This window comes from Mesoplasma entomophilum, assembly GCF_002804125.1.
In the GTDB taxonomy this organism is placed as follows: Bacteria; Bacillota_I; Bacilli_A; order Mycoplasmatales; family Mycoplasmataceae; genus Mesoplasma; species Mesoplasma entomophilum.
The window spans coordinates 160,814-186,193 of the sequence record NZ_CP024966.1 but is presented as its reverse complement, the minus strand read 5'-3'; the positions used below and the strand labels follow the sequence as shown (position 1 = coordinate 186,193).

Here is a 25,380-nt window from a genome sequence, read left to right as displayed (position 1 = left end):
CTTAATCCTCCACTATTTCATTTTTAATACCAATTATATCTTCAAGCATTTTTGCAGCTTGTAAACATAAAAGATCTTCTTTTGGTTTTGCATTTATATTAATACCAATTCCAAGTTTTCCTTCCTTTAAAAACGGAATAGTAATTGATGGTGAACCATTGAAGTTAGCTAAAGTAAGAATGTCGTTTAAGTATTCTTTTTCTGGTGTTGATTTAATTTTTGTTTCTTCAATCAATGGCGCTACTTTATCTGTTGGGGGAATTATCAGAATGTCTACTTCTTTAAACACTTTATTCAATTCTTCAACAATTAGTCTTCTAACTTGTTTTGCTTTATTTAAATAAATTGTTTGATTTTCTTTATTTAAATTTAATGCTCCTACAAGAAATCTTTGCTTAACTTCTTCACCAAATCCTTCAGTTCTTGAATTTGTTATTATTTCAACATAATCAGTACCAGTTGATCTTCGACCAAATTTAATTCCATCTAAGTTTGCATTAGTTGAAACAGATTCACTAAATGAAATCATTTTATATATAGCTGATAATGAATCTAATAATTCTTGTTTAAATTCAACTTCTTTAACTTCAAAGCCATTTGATTTTAAAGTTTCAAATAAATTGTAATAAGCGTTTTTAACATCTTCATTTAAATCATCAATAACTTTTTTGATATATCCAAATTTAACCGCTTTGCTTAAACCTTCAATTTTTTCAAACATATTTTTTGAATTATTTTCATGACTAGTTGCGTCTTTAGTGTCATAACCAAAAGTTGCATCACAAACAATTGCCATGTCAGTTACATTTCTTGTAAAGAATCCAACAGTATCTAAACTTGGCGAATATGGTAATAAACCATATCTACTAATTGCTCCATATGATGGTTTAAAACCAACAATGTTATTAAATGATGCTGGTTTTCTAATTGAGTCACCTGTATCACTACCAGTTGCAAATGGAACAATACCTTTTGCTACTAGATAAGCACTACCACTGCTACTTCCACCAACAATTCTTTTATCATCAGCTGGATTAGTTATGATTCCATTACATGAATAAAGACCAACTCCACCCATTCCTAATTCATCAAGAGCAGCTTTACCAATTAAAACAGCTCCTTTATCTTCTAATTTTGAAATAGAAGTTGCATTAAATGGTGGAATATATCCTTTCAATATATTTGATGAAGAAGTTGTTTCAAGTCCTTTTGTTGCAAAGTTATCTTTTGCAAAGTAAGGTATTCCATACAATAAAGAATTTGTATTTAATACTTTTTCCATTTCCTTAGAAAAGGCAATAGCATTTTCTGCGTTCATTTTATTTATAGCATTAGATGATTTAACTTTATTTGCTTCAAATATTACTGCGTTAGTTAATTCTAAAATACTTATTTCTTTATTAATAATTTTATTGTGTAATTCTAAAATTGATAATTTTTTATAATTCATTATTTAACCACCTTTTTTATTGTGACAAAATCACCCTCAGAAGTTGGGGCGTTTGATAATATTATTTTTTGATCTATAGTTGTTGTTTCTTCATCTTCTCTTAAATATAAATGAATATCATCGTAAGGATAAAATAATGGTTTAATATTTGTTGTATCAATTTTTAATACTTTTTCAAATTCTTTTTTTAAATCTTCTTGTTTAGCAACAATCTCATCAATTTCCGCATCTGAAAATTTCAACATTGAATCTTGAGCTAAATCTTCATAGTACTTTTTATCTTTCATTTTACTCTCCTTTTAGAATTGCAAAGAACTCTTCTTCATTAATAACTTTAACGTTTAATTCTTCAGCTTTTGTTAATTTACTTCCAGCATTTTCTCCTGCTAAAACATAATCAGTTTTTTTCGAAACAGAACCAATAACTTTACCGTTGTTTAATTCGATTATATCTTTAAAATAATCTCTAGATTCAGATAGTGTACCTGTTATTACAAAAGATTTTTCACTAATTGTTGATTCAGTGTTTTTGGCTTGTCCCAAATATTCAAAATTAACATCAAATGATTTTAATTCATTAATTAATTGTAAATTAGACTCAATTTTAAATCAATCTACAATTGACATAGCCAACACTTCTCCAACTGAGTCTATTGAACTTAATTCTTCATACGTTGCATTTTTTAGATTATCAATATTTTTATATATTTGAGCTAAAGTTAAAGCTGTCTTAGAACCAACGTGTCTAATACCTAAACCAAATAAAGTTTTTTCAAATGAATTATTTTTAGATTCTTTAATCGAAGCAATTAAGTTTTCAAAACTTTTTTCTCCAAATTTTTCAAAATTAATTATATTTTCTTTATGTTCTTCAACTTTAAAAATATCTGCAATATTTGTTATTAATTTTTCTTCAAATAATTTTTTAATTGTTTGACCACCAAGACCAACTATATTTGCAGCACCTCTACTTGCAAAATGTTCTAAACTTCTCAATATTTGTGCTGGACAGTTAAAGTTAACACAAAATTGATCAACCTCTGTTGAAGTTTTTTCTAAAAGTTCAGCACACGCAGGACATTGAATATCTTTTTCTCAAATTGGTAATGAATCAAAGTTTTCGTCTTTAATAACACTAATAACTTCAGGAATAATATCTCCTGCTTTTTTTACTTTAACAATTGAATTTATTCTAAGGTCTTTTGCCATTATATACTCAGCATTGTTTAACGATGCTGCAGAAACTGTTGTACCAGCAATTTGTACAGGTTCTAACTTGGCGTTGTATGTAATTTTACCAGTTCTTCCAACAGTAGGAAATATATCTAATAATTTAGTTTGTTTAACTTCAGCTGGAAATTTATAAGCAATTGCTCATTTTGGTGTTTTTGCTGTGTATCCAACTTCTTCTTGCAATTTTTTATCGTTTAATTTAAATACAATACCATCTATTTCATAATCTAATTCGTTTCTTTTTTCAGTGTAATATTCAATGTATGATTTTACCTCTTCTAATGTCTTACAGATTTTAGTTTCTTTATTTATTTTTAAACCTAAATTCTTTATTTGATTAATAGAATCATACTGTGTATTAATTGGGTTATTTTCGTTGAAATAATAGTAAAGATAAGCATCAAGATTTCTTTCAGCAACTATTTTAGAATCTAATTGTCTTAAAGTTCCAGCTGCTGCATTTCTTGGGTTGGCAAAAAGTTGCTCTCCATTCAATAATCTTTCTTCATTAATTTTTGCAAATTCTTTTTTACCTAAAAAAATTTCTCCTCTAATTTCAGTTTCATCTTTTGAAGGTATTGATAATGGTATTGATTTAATTGTTTTTACATTTGTTGTAACATTCTCACCAACTTTACCATCACCACGAGTTACACCTTTTTGTAATACACCATCTTTATAAATTAAAGATATTGATAATCCATCAATTTTTAGTTCTGCAGTATATTCATTGTTTTCTGTGCCTGTAACTTTTGCAACTTGTTTATTGAAGTTAATGAACTCCTCTCAAGAAAAAATATCAGCAAGACTTAACATTGGATATTTATGTGTGTGCTTTTCAAATTTATCACTTACTATTCCACCAACTTTTTGAGTTATAGAGTCAGATGTTATTAATTCAGGAAATTGATTTTCAAGATCAATAAGTTGATGGATAGCTTTATCATATTCTGCATCATCAACACTAGGGTTATCTAGAACATAGTATTCTCTAGCTCATTCGTTAAGTTTTTTTCGTAATTCATTTATTAATGTAATTGCTTTTTCTTTATTCATGATAACTCCTCATATCTATATAATTATAAACTTTTTTATTTTTAAATCTAATTGATTTATCTATAAATAAAAAGAAGCGTCAAACGCTTCTTAAAATATTATGTCAGTGATTTTAACTTGTCTTTCATTGGTTTTCTTAAAGAAATAATAAATGCAACTACAAACATCGTAGCTATTATTACTAGTATTAGTGGAGTTGCTCATCAATTTGTTGCAACCGGTATAAATACCCCTGATGATTCCAAGCTAAACATCAAGCTACTTAAAATTATTTTTGCAATTAAGTACCCCATTAACACAAATCCAAATGCAAAGAAAATTGGAATTAAAAGCGTATTTAACGTTATTTCTTTTCGAGAGTATCCAAGTGCTTTCATAGTAACCATAAATCTGTGATATTTCATTATGTATACATCCGAAATAATTGTTATGACTAATAATGCAATTAATATAACACCAGTTATTAAGAACATGGCTATTAGTAAAATTGACTCACTTACATTAACAATAATACCCAACTGTGTACTAACAAGATCAATTCCATTATACATAATACCCATACCATTATTTATTGTATTTGCTCCTCCACCAATTGCAAAAACTCCAGGAGAATTTTTTATAATTCCTCTAATTCCACCAGTTATACCATAGGCCTCTGTAAAACCTGAATATTTACTATTAAAATCTCTATTTTGAATTATTTTTTCATATGCCTCTTGATCTGATAAACCATACATAGTCTTTAATTCATCTTTCATAAAGAATTTTTTATTTTTTTGTAAATCTTCAAGTTGTTGAACTGGATTTTTCATTTCATTTATAGTGATTGTATGATCTTTATGTTTAATTTGTCCGTTTTCAATCTTTGAAATTGGATCTCCATAAAAGTCATAATCAACAGGTATATATTTTGCAGTTGATTTGTTTGTTAATAAATTTAAAATATCTTGGTCAGCTATTATCATATTTCCATTGTAAGTTGGAATTGTATCAACGGCCTCAATATAAACACCATTTAAAAATGATGGCAACTGATTTGTTGTTTTTATTAATGCATCAGAACTTGAGCCACTTTCAAGAATTTTGTCACTTGCTCAAGTGTAAATATTATTTAAATCAGTTGCTATATTTTGAATTCATCCTTTTCTATTAGGATCTGATATTTTTCTACTATAATTAATACTAAATGGTGCTATTCACTCTCAATCTGAAACATTTGAGTATTTAGAACCTCAAGCTAGTTTAACATTATCTGGAACATCTTGTGAATTTACTGTTCCGTGTCATAAATCTATGTTTGATCTTCAATCTGATGCTTCATTAACAGATGTGTTTGAAGTGTTAGCATATTTACCGTTTAATAATGAAGACATTGAGTTTGTTATATTTCTTGGTACAAACAATTTTAGGTTATTATAGTGATAATATGGTCTTAATTCAAAGTCTAATGTGTTTAAATTATAATCATCTTCATTAAGTGAATTTATAAATCACTTTGATTGATCATGAATGCCTGTAATGTTTCCCATGCTGTCATATTCAAATTGTTTAGTGTAAGTAAATTTATTTGAATCAATATTTGATGGATCAATTCATTTTTGTTCTTTTTCCATATTAAGTCTAGGGTCAAATAAACTTTTACTACTTTCAGTTATTTCTCTATTGTCATAAATTCAAGCATTTTTTGGAATAATATTACCATCAATAGATAATGCTTTATAGTTGATACCTCGTATTTCAACTTTATTTTTTAATTTATTTTGTTTATAAGATTTTAAGTTTGTAATGACAGGTATATTAAGAATTTTTGCTGATGAATCATAAATTTTATATTTATCATTTAAATAAATATCTCCACCAGTGTATTTATCTTGTTTTTCAAATAAATTATTTAATTGCTTAATTGTATCCGCTTTAGAGATAAAAACATCATCAGTTTTTAGCGAATTTAAATTGTAAACATTTTGATTTGATTTTAAACCTGTTAAATTTGTGATTGAATCATTTATTGAAGCTTTAACTTCAGTTGATAATGAATCAATATTTGGTGTATAGTTTTCTGAGTTTAATGAAATAGAAAATTGTGTAGCTCTATTTGATGAATCTCTTAAATATTGTTGACCTGCATTCGGTAAAAATGAAAGTGCTAAAAGAATTAAATTTTCTTTTCAAGTTGTATTAATAGGTTTTTCAATCGGCGGTAGTCCTTCAACAGTACCACTATTTAAAAATGAAACTAAGAATTGTAAAGCCATTTGAACAAACTCACCACTAGATTTTGATGAATCTTTTTTCATATTTCAAATACGTTCTAGGTTATTATCATTTATTTCAACATTATTAAAATATGATTTACCTGTGTTAGGGTTAATTTCTGTATTTCAAACATAACTAGATATTTTTTCAAAAATACCTGCAGATATAGTTGAACCATTAAAGTTTCCCAATTGCCCAATTGCTGGATTTAAAAATTTTAAAAGTTTAGAACTATCTTCTTTTGTTTGCAAGTTATCGTCAAAAATTCATTTTTCAGTTCAATTTAAATTTTGTTTTCATTCTCCATTGTCTCATGCTGATCCAAATAAAATTGGAGGTAATAAACTGCTATCTCAACTTGAATCAGCATAATATTTATTATTATTAAAATAAATATCTGTTACATTCTCATTATCGTTATTTCCCAATAATACTTTAGGTTCTTGATATATTGACTCAGTATATGGAATACCCCTTGAGGCTGTTAAAGAAGATTTAGCGGTTGGCAATCCTGTTAGTTGATCATCCATCATGTACTGATTATCATATTTATAATACATTCCAGCGTCTATTATAAACACACTTAGCATTGATGGAGTCAAAATTGAAAGCGAAATAACCAATGTTGCAAAGAATGCAACAAAACTCATCATAAAAATTTGTTTTGTTCCTCTTAGAGAAACTTTTAAAGGGAATCTAAATTTAAAATCAAAAATATTAATTATGTTTAGTTTTCTTGGAATAATATTTCTTCACTTAGAAGTTTCATTTTCTTTATTAATTATTTTTAAAACATCTTTTGAAACTAAGAAAAGTGCAATTAAATAACTAAATACAAATGATATAACTCCAAAAACTAAAATAAGAATTAATAAAATTTTAAAATCAAAAACAAATTCATACAATGTTGTTGCGAAATATGAAGCAAATAATTTGGTTATTAATTCTTGAAATAAGCCTGCAGTCAGTCAAGCAAAAGGAACAATTATTAAAGTAATTAATAATGAATAAGCCGTATATGATACAGACATTTGGTAACAACCAACACCCTGCGATTTAAGAAAACCAATTTGATTCGAATTATAATCAATTGTTTTTTTGATTCCAAATACTATAGATACAAAAGCCATTATTATAACTAAAAGTGAAGTTACAATTGAAGCAAGGTTAATAATACTCAATAATTTAGGTTGAAGTGTTCAATTTAAATTAAAATAAGTGTCTTCAAAATTTTTAATATTATTGATTGATTTATAATTTTGAGCACTGCCATTGTTATCTAAAATTTCTAAACCCTGTGAAAGTTTAGTTTTATCACTCAATAAAATACCGTCATATTTTTGCATTCTTTCTTCAATAGTTGAGCTATCATTGATAGCGTCTTTTATAAAGAAATAACTTGTAAATTTGACATCTTTTGAGTTACCTAAATTCATAACTTCTTCAACTATTGCCTTTGGTGCATAGACTATAACTGAATTTGCAAAATCAGTTATAGGAACTTCGGGGTCTGCTAGTGGATAGTATGTTAAAGCATCACTACCAAATCCTGAAATAATGAAATTTGCATTGCCAATTTTTATTCTATCGCCTACTGAATAACCATTTTTAAATGCATATTGTTGTGAAATAACAATTTCACTTGAATGCATTGATCCTAGTCCAGCTGTGACTTTAAAATTATAGTCATATTTGTCATTAGTTATTACAAATCTAAAATTAGTTTTTGTATTTCTATCATAAAAAAATGCCTCTTCTCTAACAAAAAAATCTAGATCATATTTATTTGCGGCCATTTGTTGATGAATTAAGTTACTTGAATATGGGTTAAATCAATCATACATTGTTTTATATTTTTTTGGATCATATTCAAAGTCATATTTCTTAGCATTGTTTTCATTTTCAAACTTATCACCGGTATTAACTTTTTCGAAAGGATTAATTGAATTAGAAGTTTTAATTCTATAGTCTGATGTTTCACTATCTATTTCAATTTGAGCAGGGTTTGCAAGACCTCTTAATCCGTTTTTTTCAATATTCATTCCATTATTAATTATTTGATCATCAGAAGCCTTAATTTGATATAAAGATTCTACATCTTTAAAATTTACAACATAATCATTATTAACAGTTTCGTCAAAATCATAAATTGAGCCAAAAATATATTCAAAAGTTAATTCTCTGTTATATTCTTGAATTTTTTCTAAAGACGAATTATCTTGGACAATAACGTCCTTATCGTTTAAATAAATAAAAATTTGCATTTCTCCATTTTGAATTGCTTGTTCATTAAATTGAGTAACAAACTTTTTAGCTTTTTCAGCATCTGTATTACCTGCAGTATTTCAATCGAAATTACTCATGTAATTTGACATTCTTAGATATGAATTATCTAAGAATTTTCTAATTTGTGAAGTTATAAAATAACTAACACTTTCTAAAGCATTGTATATAAACAACTGATATTCACCCTTAGATGATATTTGTTTTTTGTACTCGTCATATCATTCAGTATTTTCGGTGTCCGAAACATTAAATTTAGTTAGGTTTATTTTTGAAAAATCTTTTTCAACTTCTAATTCGTTACTTTTTCAATAAGTATAAAATAAAGAATTTTGCATTGACTGATCAATAGTATCGTTTTTTAAATCTTCGTATAATTTATCTGATAATAGTTTTACAAACATATATGTTAGCGATGTAAATATATGATAAGGATCAGAATATGTATTTGTTAAATCAACATCATATTTATCTATTTTTTCTCCAAAATTTGTAGAAAATCCTTGACTATAATAATCAATTCCACTTTTATTTGGATTTAAGTCAACTTCTGAGAGGTTACCTCAAAAATTTCTTTGATTTATTCCGTTTTCAAAATCATTTCCTCATATATTTTTTAATTCATCTGTTGGAGTACCATTTGCATTAAAAAATGATTTTGTAATAAAGTTTGTTTGATATCCATTTTGTTCAAGACCATGATTATTCAAAACCAAATTAAATGAATCATTAATAACTTTGCCATTTTCTTTAAATAAATTTGTAGAATTCGGTAAAAAATCCAAAATTGGCAAAAATGTTTTATTAGAATTACCTAAATTTGATTCATTAGCTCTTGTTGCATAAGAATAATCAAATTTTTCATAATTTCTAACTATTTCGTTATACGACTTGTTCATTCTTGAATTCAAACTTGTTGTTGAAACCAAATAAAATGAAGCAAAAAATGATAATAAAATTATCACAATGAACTGAATTTTAAATTTAAATATACTTTTCGAACCTTGTTTAAATAAAAGCCAAGTATTTTTCATATATTGATCCGCCTATTTTTTAATTTTTTATTTTGTCAAATATAACTTACTTAATCTTAATAAAAAAAATAAAAAATTAAAGCAGTTTCTTACAAATTATTTAATAAAAAGATCAATATTAAGGTAAAATTATTTTATTATGATAGGAATTAAAAAATTAATCACTTTAATAAGTGCGGCATCAATTTCAGCAACTCCAGCTATGGCTGTTGTTTCTTGTAAATATGTGGATACTGTTCAAAAAAGTATAGACAACAAATTAGCTGAAGTTATGTCTTCAACATCTAATTACTTTAAGGGTGCAATTTTGGCTAATTCTAAAGGTTATAATGGACAAGATGTTGATAAATATATATCAAATTTAAGTGTTCGCGATATAACTCAAAATTCAAAAGACACAACATCTTTTTCAAAACTTTTTTCAAGTCTTTTAGATACTTCTCAAACAAATGAATATATGAATAAAAATGTTTACACAAAAGATGATTTTAATAACCCGAAACCAGAAAATCCTTTAGCTGAAAAACTTTCAGTAATTCAAAAAGCCTATAATGAAATTTATAAACTTATTGGTGTTAGTTTTGATCCAATGGTTTGAAATGATTTACTGCCTATTCTTTTAAAATCAGTTAACGATGATACGTCTTTTTCAATTCAAGAAATAATGTCTAAGATTACATCTTCTCTTTCAATAATGAAGGAAGTAAAGGTCCCCAATTATAAAGAACTTATAAAAATGGGAATCAAAACAAATAGAGACTTACAAATGTATTTTTCTAGTCAATTAACCACGTTTATTGCTAATTTATTTGGAAAAGATATTCCTGAAGATTTATATTTCGACTTTAGTGTTGAACATGAAGATATAAGAAAAGATTTTTATAATTGAAATAAAGAACAAATGTCAAAAATTTTTATAAATGATAAAACTTCTGAAAAAATAACAGTATCATTTACTAGCCAAAGTTTAGCTTTATTATTTAATGCACTTTTTGGAATTAATTGATATATACAAAATTTTACAACTGACGAATATAATTTAAAATCAACTGATATGATTGATGATAATCATGTTTTTTCAAAAACAAAAACTAATTTAGAGATAATAAGTGAAATTAATAATAAAAAAATTGAAGAGTCAATTATTGACGCTACTAATATTGATGGCCTTGTTCAATTATTTTATGATCTTTTTTCAGGAGAAAAAGATAAAGATTCTTACAAATTACTTAGAACTTTTAAAATATTATTTCAGGTTGATAATGACATAATAACTGGAAATGAAAAACTTGAATTCAAAACTAAGATCTTAAAAACTACTAAAACTACTTTGGACATCGAACTTGGTGAATGAGCAACAAATGGTCAAACTGAAAATGGAGCATTAAACACTTTCTTGTCATCAACAATTAATGGAATAATAACTGGATTTATAACTAATAAAATTGACAAAGATGGTGGAATATTAAAATTCTTAAATAGAATAGGATTAGGACCTGAACAACTTGGAGGAGTTGCTTCTGGAATTATAAGTTCTATGCTATCTGGAATTGACATGACCCACTTCTTTAAAACATTTATTTCTCAGTTAACTGTCTCACTTAATCATATAAAAGAGTGAAATAGCATTTTAATTAATGAGGATATAAAAAATAAAATAGAATGACTCATTAAAAAAATGTCTGAAATTCAAGAGAAATATAAATGAATTATTAAAGATAATGGCATATTTACAAATAAATTCTTAGGCTACTTAGCTAATACTGATATTAGAACAATTATGCATGTACTAGGCTTAACAAATGAATTGCCAATCGAATTACCAAAAATATCTTTAAAACAACTTATTAATGTTCAATTAACAAGCAATATAAAGCTTGGTGACATATTAACACTTGGAACTAATGCTGCGAGTTATTTAATTGCATTATTGGGTAAAGGAGTAGCTCCTAAATTAGTTAATATTGCAGAGGCGTTCCAAGATACCAGATTATTTCAAAATAATGATTTTGAAATTAAAAATGCAATTGGTACAACTATTTCATATCACGATGAAGAATTAGGCTTAGATGAAAGATTAATTCTTAAAGATGCTAACGGAGTTGAATACACCTACACATTTGTACTAGCATCAAAACTATTTACAAATGAAGGATGGACTGTAACAATTCCTGCTGGTAAAGAATCTGGTTTATCTGAAAAAAGAACATTTAGTAATCTCCAAGCTGGTAAATGATTAATGGGACTTGGTGTTGAAACAAAAACAGGTATAGATTGACTTCAATTTAGACCGGGAACAATATTATATTCAGTTAGTCAACTATGAAATTATGAAACAGGTAATTTAATCAAAGATGTAATGAAAAGTATAAATGAAATACTTATTTTAATAAATAACATGTTTGACGATAAAAATAAAGCATCTTATCTACCTGATCTTAATTACTTGTATTTTTCAACAAAATTAGTAAGTTATACAAACTTTAAAAATAAAAAAGATGAAAGTACAATTAAATACGAAATTAATTATAAAAACGGTGGAATAAATAATACATATATTGTTGAATTATTATTGCCTAAAATTACAGCAACAAATAATGATGTTAAATATCAAATTCAAAATTTTGAGATAAAAAAATAAGAGCGATAATATTGCTCTTATTTTTTATTAAAACTTAAAATTTCATATTTTTCTGCGTTTAATTGTTTAAAAACAGCAACTTCATATGTTATATAAGTATCTTTTTTAATTTTGTAGTTTATGTTGTACTTTAATACCTCTTGTTTTGAATCAGTTGAATAATCAATAAAGTCTGTTGAGAATAAATCTTTATTTGATCAGTAATTCATTTTTTTATTTCTATTAAAAGTTATATCGCTTAAATTGTAATCAATATACTTTCTAGTCATTTTTACAGGTCATTGAATTATTTTAGCTGTTAATCCATTTGTTAATAGCTCATTTACATAAAACAAGATTGAATCTTGATTGTAACTCTTATCATCATAGTTTAATCCTAAAAGATATTTTCAAGCTTTACTCCCTCAAATTTTTTCTTCTTCAGTATTATTTGAATTTTTAGGTCTAATACCTAAAACCTTATTTTTTCCATTTTCATCTTTTACAAATTTCATCATTGATCATATAACTGCTAAATCAGAAGTTCTGCCATCTTTTGAAGTGTAACCAAGAACCTCATCAATAGATGAAAGAGGTTCTTCTTGACCTTTGATAAAGAAATCATATTCATTAGATATATCACTGCCTGTTACACTAGCTAATAAACCTAAAACTTTGTAAAACAACGGAAGAGTTGAATCAAATCCTTTTAAAATTAATGTTATAACATCTCCTATTGATATTCCTAAAACATTTATTCTAAAAATATCTTTAACTGATTTATTAGACATATCTATTGGTAAAATAACATTAAATAATTTTAAAATTGATTGTAATCTACCTTTCTGATTTAAAAGTTGATTGAAAAGATTATCAAATAAACTTCATGTTTCTGTTGAATTTTCACTAACTTTTATATTATTGAATTTTTTCATAATTTGATCTAAATAATCTATAAAGTCATCTGTTGGTTTATTCTTAAAATTCCCTGTTGGTTTTTTATTTGGTGAATTATCAGTACCAAAACCCATACTAGTCAGTTGCTTTTCAAGTGGTTTCTTAACTTGAGAACCTATGCTACCTCATAAACCTCAACCATAAATATTATTTAAAGTTTTATTCAATTGAGATGATAAATTTTCAAAAAAATATTTCATGTCTATACCGGACAAAATAGAACTTATTAAGCCTGCTAGTATACTACCTAAATTTTCTGTTGAAAGTTGAAGTACACTAAGTATTATTTGAATTCCCCCTGAAATTTGATTATCTAAAAAACCTTTAACTAAAGATGCTAATAAAGTATTAAATATACCATTAGGTCCTGTGGTGTTATTTTTTCATTCACCAGCAGTATCAAATGCACTAGTAACAGACGATCCTGCTCTAATAACCTTAGTATTTAAATCAAGTTTTTTGTTGCCATCAGTTATGTCGTCATCAACTTGAAATAAAATTTTTAAGACTCTTGAAGATCTATAACCATTGGGGTCACTACCTTTATACATAATGTCATAAAAAATAGATAATATTCCATTTAAACTTCTTTTATCAATATTTTCTTTTGAAATATTTTTATTATAAATTTCATTCATTATTTCAAGATTAGTTTTATTAGAACTAAATAAATGATTTTGATCTCTTACCATTGAAGGATTAAGCACATATTCTGGTTGATTGAATGCATCTATATAATAAGATAATGAATATATAAAATTTAACAAATAAACTACACTATCTGAAGTAAATTTAAACTCATGTTTTGATACTTTTTGATCATTTTTAGAAAATATTTCTTTGTACATAGCAGAAGATGCATTAAAGAAATTTCTAGCGATATTGCTTGAACCCTCATCTTGAATTTTAAAATTTCATGCTCCAGTTTCGCTTGTCAATCCATAGTTGACACTCATGAAACTATTGAAATTTGATAAAACATAAAATTTTAAACCTCTATAGGTCTTAACTCCCTCACTTTTTAATTGATTGTAAGTTGGAGCTGGATAATGTTTGAACATTTTAACAAAAGATATTTTATCAGCAAATTTTAATATGCTTGAATCAAATTTATCAGCTTTTAAACTTCCACCGCTTGCAAATGAAACATAAGAAATTCAATTTAAAAATTCATTAACACCATCAACTTTTAATCCATCGTCATCAATTGAATTTTCTAATAAGCTTACACCTTTATCAGCTGCGCCAAATATAAGTTCTGATGTTGCATCTTCATTTTTATATTTATAATTTTTGTCTTTGTAAATTTTATTTAAAGTTTTTTCAGCTGATTTCATATCATATTTTTCAGCGTTAAAATCTGCATAACTTAAAGCACTATCAATATTGCTAATGTTACTTATTTTTTGAGCATTTAATCAATTTGTTGTAACATCAGAATTTTGCTTTTGAGCATTAGTTATAATTGGTGCTTTAAATAAAACAGAAGTTTCATCAATTTTCTTTTGAATTTCTGATGTTACTTGAGTAATTACTTGTTTTTGGCCAACGTTTAATAATGATACAGCTGGAGTTGCTCCAATAGTCAGAGCACTTAAACTTAATAATATTTTTTTCATAATTTAAATACCCTTTCTAATTAGAGATCTGCATTTTGTAAAATTTGTACAGAATTGGTTTTTGTTATTCTTTTATATCCTGCATAAATGGCAATTGCATAAATACCAACTATTCCTAAGAAAACTACAATTGGTAATCAAATTGGGAATGTTATTGGTAAAACAACACCATTTAACAACATAATGTTTACGGCTTTTGCAAAAATAAATCATCCTGCTACAAATCCCACAGCAAACATTGTTGATATAACAATTAGGTACATTCCCATTACCGTTTTAACAACATAAGCATCATGATATCCTAAAACTCTCATTGTTGATATAAATCTTATGTTGTCAGTAATAATAATTGATGTTGTTAGTAAAATAATTACAAATGTTAAAGATAGTATTAAAACTATCGCTATTGCAATTAACAATAAAATTAATTGTGATATTTCTTCTAACATATCTTTTGATAAATCAATTGGTAATATTCATTCAACAGTTCCAATACCACTACCATCAAATGATGAGTGAGTAGAACTAAATTTAGCTTCCATTCCATTTAAAGCTGTTGGAGAATAGTCCCCAAATGAATTTGAAACACTAAGCACTGTATTATAATCAGCTAAATCAGTTTTGTTAGAATACTTGTAATTGAAAACCGGATATTGATTTTCAAATATTTTAAGAATCAATTTTCCTAATTCTTTTTCATCATTATTTTGCGGATGTTCTATAAATTTATTTTTAAATAAATCTAAATCATCTAAACCATTTTTTGATAAATCTAAACCTTTAATTTTATTGTAAATTTTTAGTTCCTCTTGTTCTTTATCTTCAATAATTATTTTATTGTTAAATTGATCAAGTGTTGAATATCCAAACTGAGTGTTTCATTGTTTAGCAAAGAAATTTTTTCATAAGTAATTTTCAACTTCATCATATTTTAAAATAGATTTTGCATCATCATTCTTAATTCATGCTTGAGCTGATCCGTATCCTTCATGAATACCAAGAATTTTGAATTTTGTATTAGTTGATTTATTACCAATGATTGTGTCACCATTTAATACTGAATTATAATATTCAGTTGGTTTAGATATACTTGTCATAAAGTCTATTGCATTTTTATCTTCTAAATCAGGTCTTGTAACTAATACATTAGAACCTAAATTGTTGGTTCTTGAATTTTGCTTAAATCCACCAGTTCCATTTCATAAACTACTTGTATCTCAATCGTTTAATTTATAAGGAACAATTTCGCCTTTTGTTGCATCTTGTAATTCATTTTGAATAACATTAAAGTCTACTTCTTGTCCTTGTTTAAGATTTAAAGTTTTTGCAAGTGTTTCATTAATAACAATTCCATTTTTTTCTTTAGAATTAAATAGATCTTGCATTAAATCATTATTATTAGAATCTCTTAAATCTAAAAATCTATCATCATTATCAATTCCATAAATTTTAAAGTTCTTACCATTCTTTTCAGCTTGGATTTTCGTTCCCAATGCTTCTTGATTTGGATCATATGAAACTAAGTTGAACGCCATTGAGTAATTTTTATCATCTGAATTAAATGCATTAATTAAAGTTTGTTTAACTGAATAAGGTGGTCTTGAGAAAGCTGATTGAATCACTGCTTGATCAACACGATTATTGAATAAGAATGTAAATCATTCTCACATGTCTATGATAGCTTCTGTTGCATTTTTTTCATCATTTTCTTTTGCCAATTTATCAAAGTTTAATCCTAAGTAATAATCATTGATTGACTCTTTTGTATTATGCTCTGATGCAATTCTAAAAGAACCAATACCTGTGTATTTTGAATTAGTTAATTTAAATTTCTTTGCTTCATTTGTTTGATCTTCATATTGAACTTTACCATTTTCTGTTTTCAATAATGTTTTTAACATATTTTCATTATTTTTTAGATACTGGTTTGCTAAATTACCATTTGATAAATTAAATACATTAATTTTCTGATCTTTAGTAGCATTGATTCAATCCTTATCACTCATAAAATTATCATAATCACTTCTAAAATCATTGCTAATAGATAAACCAATTGATTCAGAATATTTAGCATAGAAAGTTTGCATAGCAGCTCCTGCTTCATATAATGTTTTTGCTGAATTTATTTCACTAAATAAATTTTGGTAATCAAATCATTGTTTTAAAATCAGGGGAGAAATCATTTTTCCCAATACATCTGAATTACTTGCAGCAGGAACACCATATTTAGATAATTGTCTAAAGTAATTACTATCAAATATTGAACCTTCTAAATTTAAGAGTTTCATATTTGCTAGTGATAATTCAACAATGTTTGGAATTGCATATTCACTGTTGCTTGATGGAGTAAATAAATTTTGAATGAAAATTGAATAGTATTTTTCACTTATTTCATTATTAAAATAATCAGTCATTATTTGATCATAATCAAAATCACCATTATCTCTTAAAGCCAAACTTGTTCATCCCCCAACAGTTTTTGAGTAAACCATTTCATATTGTTTTGTTGCTGGGTTAAATGTTTTAGCAAAAGTAAGGGGGTTATTATAACTTGGCTGAGCGTATTCAACTATTTGTTTATATTTAACACCAGTATAAGTTGCTTTCTCATTTCTTTTTAAAATATCTGGAGCTGCGAATGAAACTGTAAATAACATTGATGAGAGCAATACTACAAAACCAATTGCCATCATTTTTCCAAAAGCATCTACTAATAAAGCTTTTCTTAATTTTGAACCAAATGTTTTTCTAAAATGAATACTTCTTAATTTAGCTTTAAATGCACTAGTTTTTTGATTAAAGGTTGCAGTAATTAAACTTAATGATGATTTACGCATTAACATTGTAGCTATAACAAATGATATCGCTGATAAAATAAATCACATAACTCCAATCATTAAAGCTAATGAAATTCAATCAAAATCAAATTTTGAATAATTAAGTGAGAAATAATTTGAAAATTCATTAGTTAACGTGTTTGAAACACTTATTGAAACAATATATCCTAATAATCCACCAATTGTTGATGCAATTACAGGTAGCATAACAAAATTATAAACAAGTACACGTTTTCTGTACCCTAATGCTTTTAATGTACCTAATTGTTTTGATGCTTTTTCAATTTGTTTTTTTGTAACAAGTGATATTGTGTACAAGCATACAAATAAAATTAAAATAAATATTATAAAAGCAGCTATATTATAAGTTTGAATAGTTTTTTGAATTAAAAGAATTCTTTTGCTAAATCTATACCTTGAATCTTCTTTTCCATAAACTATTTTATTATTTGAATTTCTTCTAATTAGTTCTTTTAAATCACTCTCAAATTGTTCTAATCCTGTTTTTTTAACTTTGTTAGCATCTTTGAATTTGATTGAGTAAAATGATTCAATTTCTACATTTGAAGAAACTACTAAATTACCATTTTGGTTTAAGTTATATTCGTATAGATTTGACTCTTGGTTATATTTTAAACCAAATGCTGCTGGGCTAACATAAATCATAACTTCTTTGCTACGACTTGGTAATGTAGTTGATGCATTAAAGATTGGAGACATAAAATCTGCTGAACTACCAAATCCTACAACTTGAAATCACTGATAGTTTGAATAGTAAGTGTTGTATTTACCATTAACTGCGTCTATTTCTGTTCTTGTATCTTCAATTTCTTTAATATCACTAGCTAGTTGGGTGTTTTTTGTATCTCTAACCAATAAAGAATTACCTAAGTTATCAGCTTGTATCCTAATAACATCACCTAATTTAATACCGTTATTTTTTGCATAATTTGGATCAATTACAACTTGATGGTGACTTTGTATATCTTGACCTTCAAAAATAACTAATTTATCTACTTCTTGATTATTGAAAGTATTTTTTTGCGTTGTTTTAGTAATTGCTTTAATTGTTAAATCATTATCATTATGTTTTACTTGAGAAAACTCTCTAGCTTCTGTTCTAGATCACTCAAATTGCAGATCACTTGACTCTTCAAAATATTTTTCTTGCAACTTGTATATTCAATATTGTTGAGCTGCAACAAGATTTTTTGGTGCTTCCTCAGTTTCTTCATTTTCCCCAGTTGCTACTTTATCATAAGGGTTTAAATCAATAACAGCATCATGAACTCTTGAATTTTCATTCATTTCTTTATATTTTTCAATAACACGAACATTCATTGAAACAACTAAAGTTAAAACTAAAGACAGTAAAAAGGCTAAAACAGTAACACCAATTAATTGTGTTTTGCTTTTAGTGGCATTTTTAAATGAATTTTTTAACATTAAATAAATTTTTTTAAAATGCATAATTAATACCTTCCCTTTAGAATTAAAATGTATTTATTTAATTTTATCAAATTAAAGAAAAAAAAGACACATTTGTGTCTTTTTTAGGGTGCTTGCTTGTAGTGAACTCATAAACATATCGTTTTCCTTCTTTGCCTAAGCTTATTCAAAAACAGACGATAATTTTATCAGTTTATTACATTAGTGATATTGTTTTAACAACACCCTTAACATAATAATACACTATTTTATGAGTTAAATACAATTTTGTTTAATTTAAGTCCTTTAGCAGGGGCATTAAATGGAGGTTTAGTTCCTTTCCCCTGCAATTTTTCTTGAATTTGCTCTGCAGATATTTTTTTATCTAAATAACAATTTAAAGCTGATTGAACTATCATTCTAATTTGATATCTAATGAATCCTTTTGCTTTAAAATTGATGATCACTTTATCATCAACTCTAACTACTTTTATTGATTCGATATTTCTTATTGTTTTAATATTATTGACTTCAAGTTCTTTCCCATTTAAGCCTGAAAATAATTTAAAATCATGTTCCCCAACAAATAAATCAAATATTGATTGCATTTTTTTAACATCTATTTGACCAAAGTTTCAATTAAGTTCAAATCTATTTGTTAATAAATTATATTGCCCGTCATTAACTGTGTAAGAATATTCTTTATATAAAACATCTCTTATATTAAAATTATTTTCAATTTTCTCAATAGAACTTATTCTAATAGTTTCAGGCAAGGCTTTATTGATTGCCTTTTTAAATAATTCTAATTTTGGGTTAAATTCTAAATCTAAAGTTACTTTTTGATCAATAGCATGTACCCCAGTGTCTGTTTTACTAGCGCCAACTGTCTTGAATTTGGTACTTTTTGTAACTTTATTAATAGCCTTATTTAATTCACCTTGGATAGTTGAAGAATTTGGTTGTTCAATTCAACCATGAAAATCAGAACCATCATATTGTAATGTTAATAAAAACTTAAACATTTATTAATATGCTTTAATACCTATTATAGTATCAAGTCTTGGTATACCAATTTGTCATAATCCTAATACACCAACTGAGTATAAAATTAAGAATAGCATTAATGCGAAAGCAAATAATAATAACATTAAATCCATTGCTCTAAATTTAAATTGAATATATCTTGTTCTTTTTGAATAAGGATCATATCCCCTTGCTTCCATAGCATATGATAAATCTTCTGCTTTTTGGAAAGCTGATACTAATAAAGGAATAATTAATGAAGTAAGACCTTTTACTTTATCTTTAAGTTTACCGTTTTTAACATCAATCCCTCTTGAAGACTGAGCTTTCATAATTCTTCCAGCTTCATCAATTAAAGTAGGGATCATACGTAATGCAATAGAAATGATCATTGAAAGTATATAAACTGGTATTCCAATTCATTTCAATGGGTACAGTAAATCTTCAATCGCTAATGTTAATTGTAATGGTGAAGTTGAAGCTGTAAGTATGCAAGTTAATGAAATCATTAAATAAATTCTAAATGTCATGATTAATGCATTATATAAAGCTTTTTCACTTAATCAAATAGGCCCTATTTTATAAAATAAACCTATATTTTGATAACCATTAGGTAAGTCTGATATATTGCTTGCATTTGTTAAAAATTGACCTACTACTGCTCCTCCTGAAAGTTTATTTACTCAAACCCCAGATACTTTACTTCCTTCATTTAAAAATTGCTCTAAAATCTTTGGGTCTGGGTGCGTTAAGAAAGCATTCATTAAAAAGATAACTACAAATACAAATACTACAGGTGGTAATAATCCAAGTAACATTCTAAAACTTAATTTAGATAGTGCAAAAATTGTTAAAATAACAACAGCACAGATAATATAACCTGTAAAACCAATAGGTAAAAATATACTTACCATTAATAGGATAATCATTACCAATTTGAACCTAGGATCCATTGCATGGATAATAGAATTCTTTGGTAAATATCTACCGAATGTTACTCTCATATTATTTCCCCTTTCTTAATTCTTTAAATGCTTTTGCAAATTCATCAATAGTTCTAATATGTTTATTTAATAAATCTGTTCCTTGTTCTTTTAGTTTATACATTAGTTTGTATAATTTTGGTGGTTCAATTTGAATTTTTGATAATAATTCTTCATTAGAAAATATTTCAAATGGTGTTCCCTTTGAAATAACTTTTCCTTCATGCATTACAATTACTTCATCAGCTACTTTCAAAACTTGGTCCATGTTATGAGTTACCATAATAATTCTTTTACCTTGCTTTTTATTTAGTCTTAAAAATAAATTCATGAAGTCTTCTTCACCTTTTGGATCTAATCCTCCAGTTGGTTCATCAAGTACTAAAGTTTTACCATCCATTGCAATAATTCCAGCAATAGCAGTTCTTCTTTTTTGTCCACCAGATAATTCAAAAGGCGATCTTTTTGCATATTCTCTTGGTAATGAAACTAAGTCCAATAATTCAGGAATTTTTTTATAAACTTCTTCTTTATCAGCACCTAAATGAATAGGTCCAAATGCTATATCTTTTTCAATAGTATCTTGAAACAGTTGATATTCCGGGAATTGGAAGACTAGTCCAACTTCTCTTCTTAAATCTTTAACTTCTTTTATTTTTTTTAATCCTGCTGGTATTTTATAATCCCCAACAATTGTTTGACCTGTTTCAGAAATTAATAATCCATTTGTTAACTGAATCATTGTTGATTTACCCGAACCTGTAGTACCTATAACGCATGTTATCTTTTTATCAGCTATTGTTAAATTTGCATTATCAAGAGCTCTAAATTCAAATGGAGTTTTTCTTGAATAAGTATAACTTACATTATCTAAAACAATATCTCCCGTAAATGAAAAATTTTTAACATTCTTTTTTTCTTTATTTCATTTTTTTAAGTTTTGCTTAATTTCTTTTTTATTTATTTGCATAATTGCTTCACCAACTCATCCATATTTTGACTATGTTTAACTTTAATGCCTTCGTTACCTAAAGCTTCTTCAACTAAAGATAAAAATGGAATTTCCAATTTGATTGATCTTAAAAATTCTTTTTCTTTTAAAACTTCTTCTGGTTTACCTATTTTAACCATACGCCCACCATTCATAACAATAACTTTATCAGCATTAAGAATTTCATCCATGTCGTGTGTAATTGAAATAATTGTTTTTTTCATTTTATCTCTTAGTTCAACCATAATTTCTTTTATTTCTCTATTACCTTTTGGATCAAGCATACTTGTTGCTTCATCAAAAATTAAGATATCAGGGTTTAATGCTAGAGCACTAGCAATAGCAACTCTTTGTTTTTGTCCACCAGATAGGTTTAATGGTTCCTTATCTAAAAAGTTTTCCATTCCTACTTTTTTTGCTGAGTCATAAATTATTTTTTGCATTTCCTTTGGATTAACACGTTTATTTTCTAAACCAAATGCAATGTCAGCCTCTACACTTGAACCAATAAACTGATTATCAGGATTTTGGAATACAATTCCAAGGAATTTACGAGCTTGATCCAAGTTGTCTTGAGTTACGACATTACCATAAATACTAACATGTCCTTCCTGTGCAGAAAGAACTCCAATTAACATTTTTGAAAGAGTTGATTTACCACTTCCATTATGACCAATAACAGCAACATATTCACCATCATTGATTTCAAAACTTACATCATTTAGTGCATAAGGGAAATCAGGAGCATATTTAAATTTTAGGTTTTCAACTTTTACTGCAACTTTATCAAGTTTTGTTAATTGAGCACCTCTACCATGGTCTTTAATTGAATCTCTAGCTTCTCTTTTTAAAATTCTTGCTTCATTCAATTCTGCCTTAGCTTGCTCTAAAATAACAGAACTATTTTTTCTTGTAGTTGAGTTATAAATTTTTGATATTGTTTTTAAATTATTAGTAAATGATTTATCTTTACAAATTTCTTTAAACGCTTTTTTAGCCTCTAAAGATTTAGTTTTATACTCTGCTAATTCCTCTTTTGTTATTTTTCCTTGTTTTTCAGCTTCTTTAAATTTAAAGAAATTATTATTTGCTTCTAACATTTCAATGTATTTTGCATGTAGCTTGATCTTGAAATCATTAAGATCTTTACCTGTAAGTTTTGTTTCTTTAAATTTTTTTAATGAATCCATGTTGTATCTCCCCTGTTTTAAGTTTAGTTTATAATAATTATAAATTAAAATAGACAAAATAGACAAAAAAAATAAGGCATATTAACCTTAAATTTTTTATTACTAAACTAATTCAATAATAACCATTGGTGCATTATCACCCTTACGGTTATCTAATTTTAAGATACGTGTGTATCCACCATCTCTATCTTTATATTTTTTAGCGATAGTTGTAAATAATTTTTGTAAAACGTCTTCTTTTGAACTAGCTTCAATATTTCTTAATCATGAAGCAGCTTGACGTCTAGCGTGTAAATCGCCACGCTTTGCTAAAGTAACCATTTTATCTAAATGTTTTCTTAACTCTTTAGCTCTTGTTTCAGTAATTTCTAAACGTTCTGAAACAATTAATTCACTAGTTAAGTTACGCATTAAAGCTACTCTTCATGCAGTATTCTTACCTTGTTTTTGAATATATGACATATATTTACCTCCTTATTAATCTTAATTTTGTTTAAATGTTAATTCTAAAGTCGCAACTTTATCTTTAATTTCTTTTAATGACTTACGTCCTAAATTTCTAATATCTTGAATTTCATCTTCAGTTTTAGAAACTAATTCTCTTAATGTGCTTATTCCAGCACGTTTTAAGCAGTTTAAACTTCTTTGAGTAAACTCTAATTCTTCAACAGGTTTGTCTAACTCTTTTTCTTCCACAGTTTCAACACCCATAATTGCTACTTCTTCAACTTCTTCAGCCAAAGTAGTAAATACATCAAAGTGTGAAATTAAAATTTTTGATGCTAATGAGACTGCATCAGATGCTAAGATTGATCCATCTGTCTCTACTTCCAAGATTAATTTTTCAAAATCTTGAGCTTTACCTAAGTTGATTGGTATTGAACCATAAGCAACTTTGATAATTGGTGAGTAGTTTGAATCGATTGTAATCATCCCTGGCACTACATCTTTTAATTCTTTGTTTTCTTTGAAAGTTTTGTAACCTCTTGAGTTTTTAGCATACAATACTAAATCTAAATTACCACCTTCAGCAACATTAGCAATAACAAGGTCTTTGTTTAAAACCTCTACTCCTGCTGGTAAAACTAAGCTTCCTGCAGTAACTGGACCAACAGTAGATGTTCCTACTTTTAGTTCAACAGTTTCATCATCACTGTAAATTGCGTTATCGATTCTTAATATTAATTTTTTAACATTTAAAACGATACGAGTTACATTTTCTTCAATACCTGAGATTGAAGTAAACTCATGTTGTGCTCCAGCAATTTTAATTGCAAAAACACTAGCTCCCGGTGTTGATGATAATAATGTTCTTCTTAATGCATTACCTAAAGTTACAGCAAATCCTCTTTCAAGAGGAGCTGCTTCAAACTTACCGTAAAATTTATTTGGTGATTCTTTTACAATTCCGAATTCTGGTTTATTAAATTGTTTCATTCGCTAAAACTCCTTGTTCTATAATTATTTTCTTGGGCGTTTTTTAGGACGAACTCCATTATGAGGGATTGGCGTACAATCCTTAATTGAAGTTACTTCCATTCCTACGATTGTTAATGCTCTAACAGCAGCATCACGACCTGGACCTGGACCTTTTACTTCAACTTGAACTGATTTAACACCTTGATCCATTGCACCTTTTGCAGCTGCTTCTGAAATCATTTGTGCTGCATAAGGTGTAGATTTTTTAGAACCTTTAAACCCGATTGCTCCAGCGCTTGATCAAGAAAGTACGTTCCCTTTTTCATCACTAATAGTAACAATTGTATTGTTAAAAGTAGAGTGAATATGAGCGATACCTTTTGGAATATTTTTCTTAATACGTTTTTTTGTATTATTTGTTTTTGGTTTTGCCATTTTTGTAATCTCCTTCTACCTTCTATTTTTTCTTGTTAGCTACAGTTTTTCTTGGACCTTTAACAGTTCTTGCGTTTGTTTTTGAAGATTGCCCTCTTACAGGTAATCCTTTACGGTGTCTTAATCCTCTGTAACATCCTATTTCCATTAAACGTTTAATATTTAATGATACTTCTCTACGTAATTCCCCTTCAACTTTGAAGTTTGAAATTTCTGTAGAAATTGCTTTAATTTGTTCTTCAGTTAAATCTTTTGTACGAACATCTTCACTGATGTTTAACTTTGATAAAACTTTTTGAGATGTTGATAATCCAATTCCATAAATATATGTTAATGAAATTACAACTCTTTTTTCGTTTGGGATTTCTACTCCACTAATACGAGCCATATCTCTAATTCCTTTCTTAAATAAAATTTATTTCTAATAATTTTATATTTAGACTAATTAACCTTGTCTTTGTTTGTGCTTTGGTTGTGCACAAATAATCATTACGCGGCCTTTACGTCTAATAACACGACATTTGTCGCAAATTTTTTTGACTGATGATCTTACTTTCATCTGT

At 26.9% G+C, this 25,380-nt stretch carries 16 protein-coding genes; 1 reads left to right on the top strand and 15 read right to left on the bottom strand.

What is annotated here, in order from left to right:
* Window position 1: 1 nt before the first annotated feature.
* From MENTO_RS00820 to MENTO_RS00805, 4 genes are all read right to left on the bottom strand, one after another.
* Entirely contained in the window at window positions 2-1,450 is a 1,449-nt protein-coding gene (locus MENTO_RS00820; RefSeq protein WP_099651006.1) for an amidase family protein, read from the bottom strand.
* Entirely contained in the window at window positions 1,450-1,737 is a 288-nt protein-coding gene (locus MENTO_RS00815) for an Asp-tRNA(Asn)/Glu-tRNA(Gln) amidotransferase subunit GatC (RefSeq protein WP_099651005.1), read from the bottom strand. The genes MENTO_RS00820 and MENTO_RS00815 overlap by 1 nt, the downstream gene beginning before the upstream one ends.
* A gap of 1 nt (window position 1,738) precedes the next feature.
* Window positions 1,739-3,739: an NAD-dependent DNA ligase LigA gene (ligA, locus tag MENTO_RS00810; protein WP_099651004.1), complete on the bottom strand. Its 2,001-nt coding sequence runs from the start codon at window positions 3,737-3,739 to the stop codon at window positions 1,739-1,741.
* Window positions 3,740-3,837: 98 nt separating this feature from the next.
* Window positions 3,838-9,312 (bottom strand): ABC transporter permease, encoded by a 5,475-nt coding sequence (locus MENTO_RS00805; protein ID WP_099651003.1) that lies wholly within the window; start codon window positions 9,310-9,312, stop codon window positions 3,838-3,840.
* A gap of 139 nt (window positions 9,313-9,451) precedes the next feature.
* Between MENTO_RS00805 and MENTO_RS00800 the strand changes: the two genes are divergently transcribed.
* Complete coding sequence (locus MENTO_RS00800) at window positions 9,452-11,953, top strand: hypothetical protein (protein WP_167372663.1); 2,502 nt, start codon at window positions 9,452-9,454, stop codon at window positions 11,951-11,953.
* A gap of 17 nt (window positions 11,954-11,970) precedes the next feature.
* Here the strand turns inward: MENTO_RS00800 and MENTO_RS00795 are convergent, their stop codons facing one another.
* From MENTO_RS00795 to rpmJ, 11 genes are all read right to left on the bottom strand, one after another.
* Complete coding sequence (locus MENTO_RS00795; RefSeq protein WP_099651002.1) at window positions 11,971-14,508, bottom strand: hypothetical protein; 2,538 nt, start codon at window positions 14,506-14,508, stop codon at window positions 11,971-11,973.
* A gap of 20 nt (window positions 14,509-14,528) precedes the next feature.
* Entirely contained in the window at window positions 14,529-18,815 is a 4,287-nt protein-coding gene (locus MENTO_RS00790) for an ABC transporter permease (protein WP_099651001.1), read from the bottom strand.
* A 227-nt stretch (window positions 18,816-19,042) separates the two neighbouring features.
* A complete protein-coding gene (gene truA / locus MENTO_RS00785) occupies window positions 19,043-19,798 on the bottom strand; it encodes a tRNA pseudouridine(38-40) synthase TruA (protein WP_099651000.1) in 756 nt (251 codons plus the stop codon).
* A 3-nt stretch (window positions 19,799-19,801) separates the two neighbouring features.
* A complete protein-coding gene (locus tag MENTO_RS00780) occupies window positions 19,802-20,803 on the bottom strand; it encodes an energy-coupling factor transporter transmembrane component T family protein (protein WP_099650999.1) in 1,002 nt (333 codons plus the stop codon).
* 1 nt (window position 20,804) lies between these two features.
* A complete protein-coding gene (locus MENTO_RS00775; protein WP_099650998.1) occupies window positions 20,805-21,752 on the bottom strand; it encodes an energy-coupling factor transporter ATPase in 948 nt (315 codons plus the stop codon).
* The gene (locus MENTO_RS00770) at window positions 21,743-22,600 is read right to left on the bottom strand and encodes an energy-coupling factor transporter ATPase (protein WP_164703840.1); all 858 of its coding nucleotides are present in this window, start codon (window positions 22,598-22,600) and stop codon (window positions 21,743-21,745) included. The genes MENTO_RS00775 and MENTO_RS00770 overlap by 10 nt, the downstream gene beginning before the upstream one ends.
* A gap of 465 nt (window positions 22,601-23,065) precedes the next feature.
* Window positions 23,066-23,425, bottom strand: a complete 360-nt coding sequence (gene rplQ / locus MENTO_RS00765) for a 50S ribosomal protein L17 (RefSeq protein ID WP_011183048.1) — start codon at window positions 23,423-23,425, stop codon at window positions 23,066-23,068.
* 21 nt (window positions 23,426-23,446) lie between these two features.
* Window positions 23,447-24,400 (bottom strand): DNA-directed RNA polymerase subunit alpha, encoded by a 954-nt coding sequence (locus tag MENTO_RS00760; RefSeq protein WP_099650996.1) that lies wholly within the window; start codon window positions 24,398-24,400, stop codon window positions 23,447-23,449.
* Between the two features lie 24 nt (window positions 24,401-24,424).
* Window positions 24,425-24,817, bottom strand: coding sequence for a 30S ribosomal protein S11 (rpsK, locus tag MENTO_RS00755; RefSeq protein ID WP_011183046.1), 393 nt, complete (start codon window positions 24,815-24,817; stop codon window positions 24,425-24,427).
* Between the two features lie 22 nt (window positions 24,818-24,839).
* A complete protein-coding gene (gene rpsM / locus MENTO_RS00750; RefSeq protein ID WP_099650995.1) occupies window positions 24,840-25,205 on the bottom strand; it encodes a 30S ribosomal protein S13 in 366 nt (121 codons plus the stop codon).
* Window positions 25,206-25,262: 57 nt separating this feature from the next.
* Window positions 25,263-25,376 carry a 50S ribosomal protein L36 gene (gene rpmJ / locus MENTO_RS00745; RefSeq protein WP_011183044.1) on the bottom strand — a complete coding sequence of 38 codons (114 nt, stop codon included), beginning with the start codon at window positions 25,374-25,376 and terminating at the stop codon, window positions 25,263-25,265.
* Window positions 25,377-25,380 lie beyond the last annotated feature (4 nt).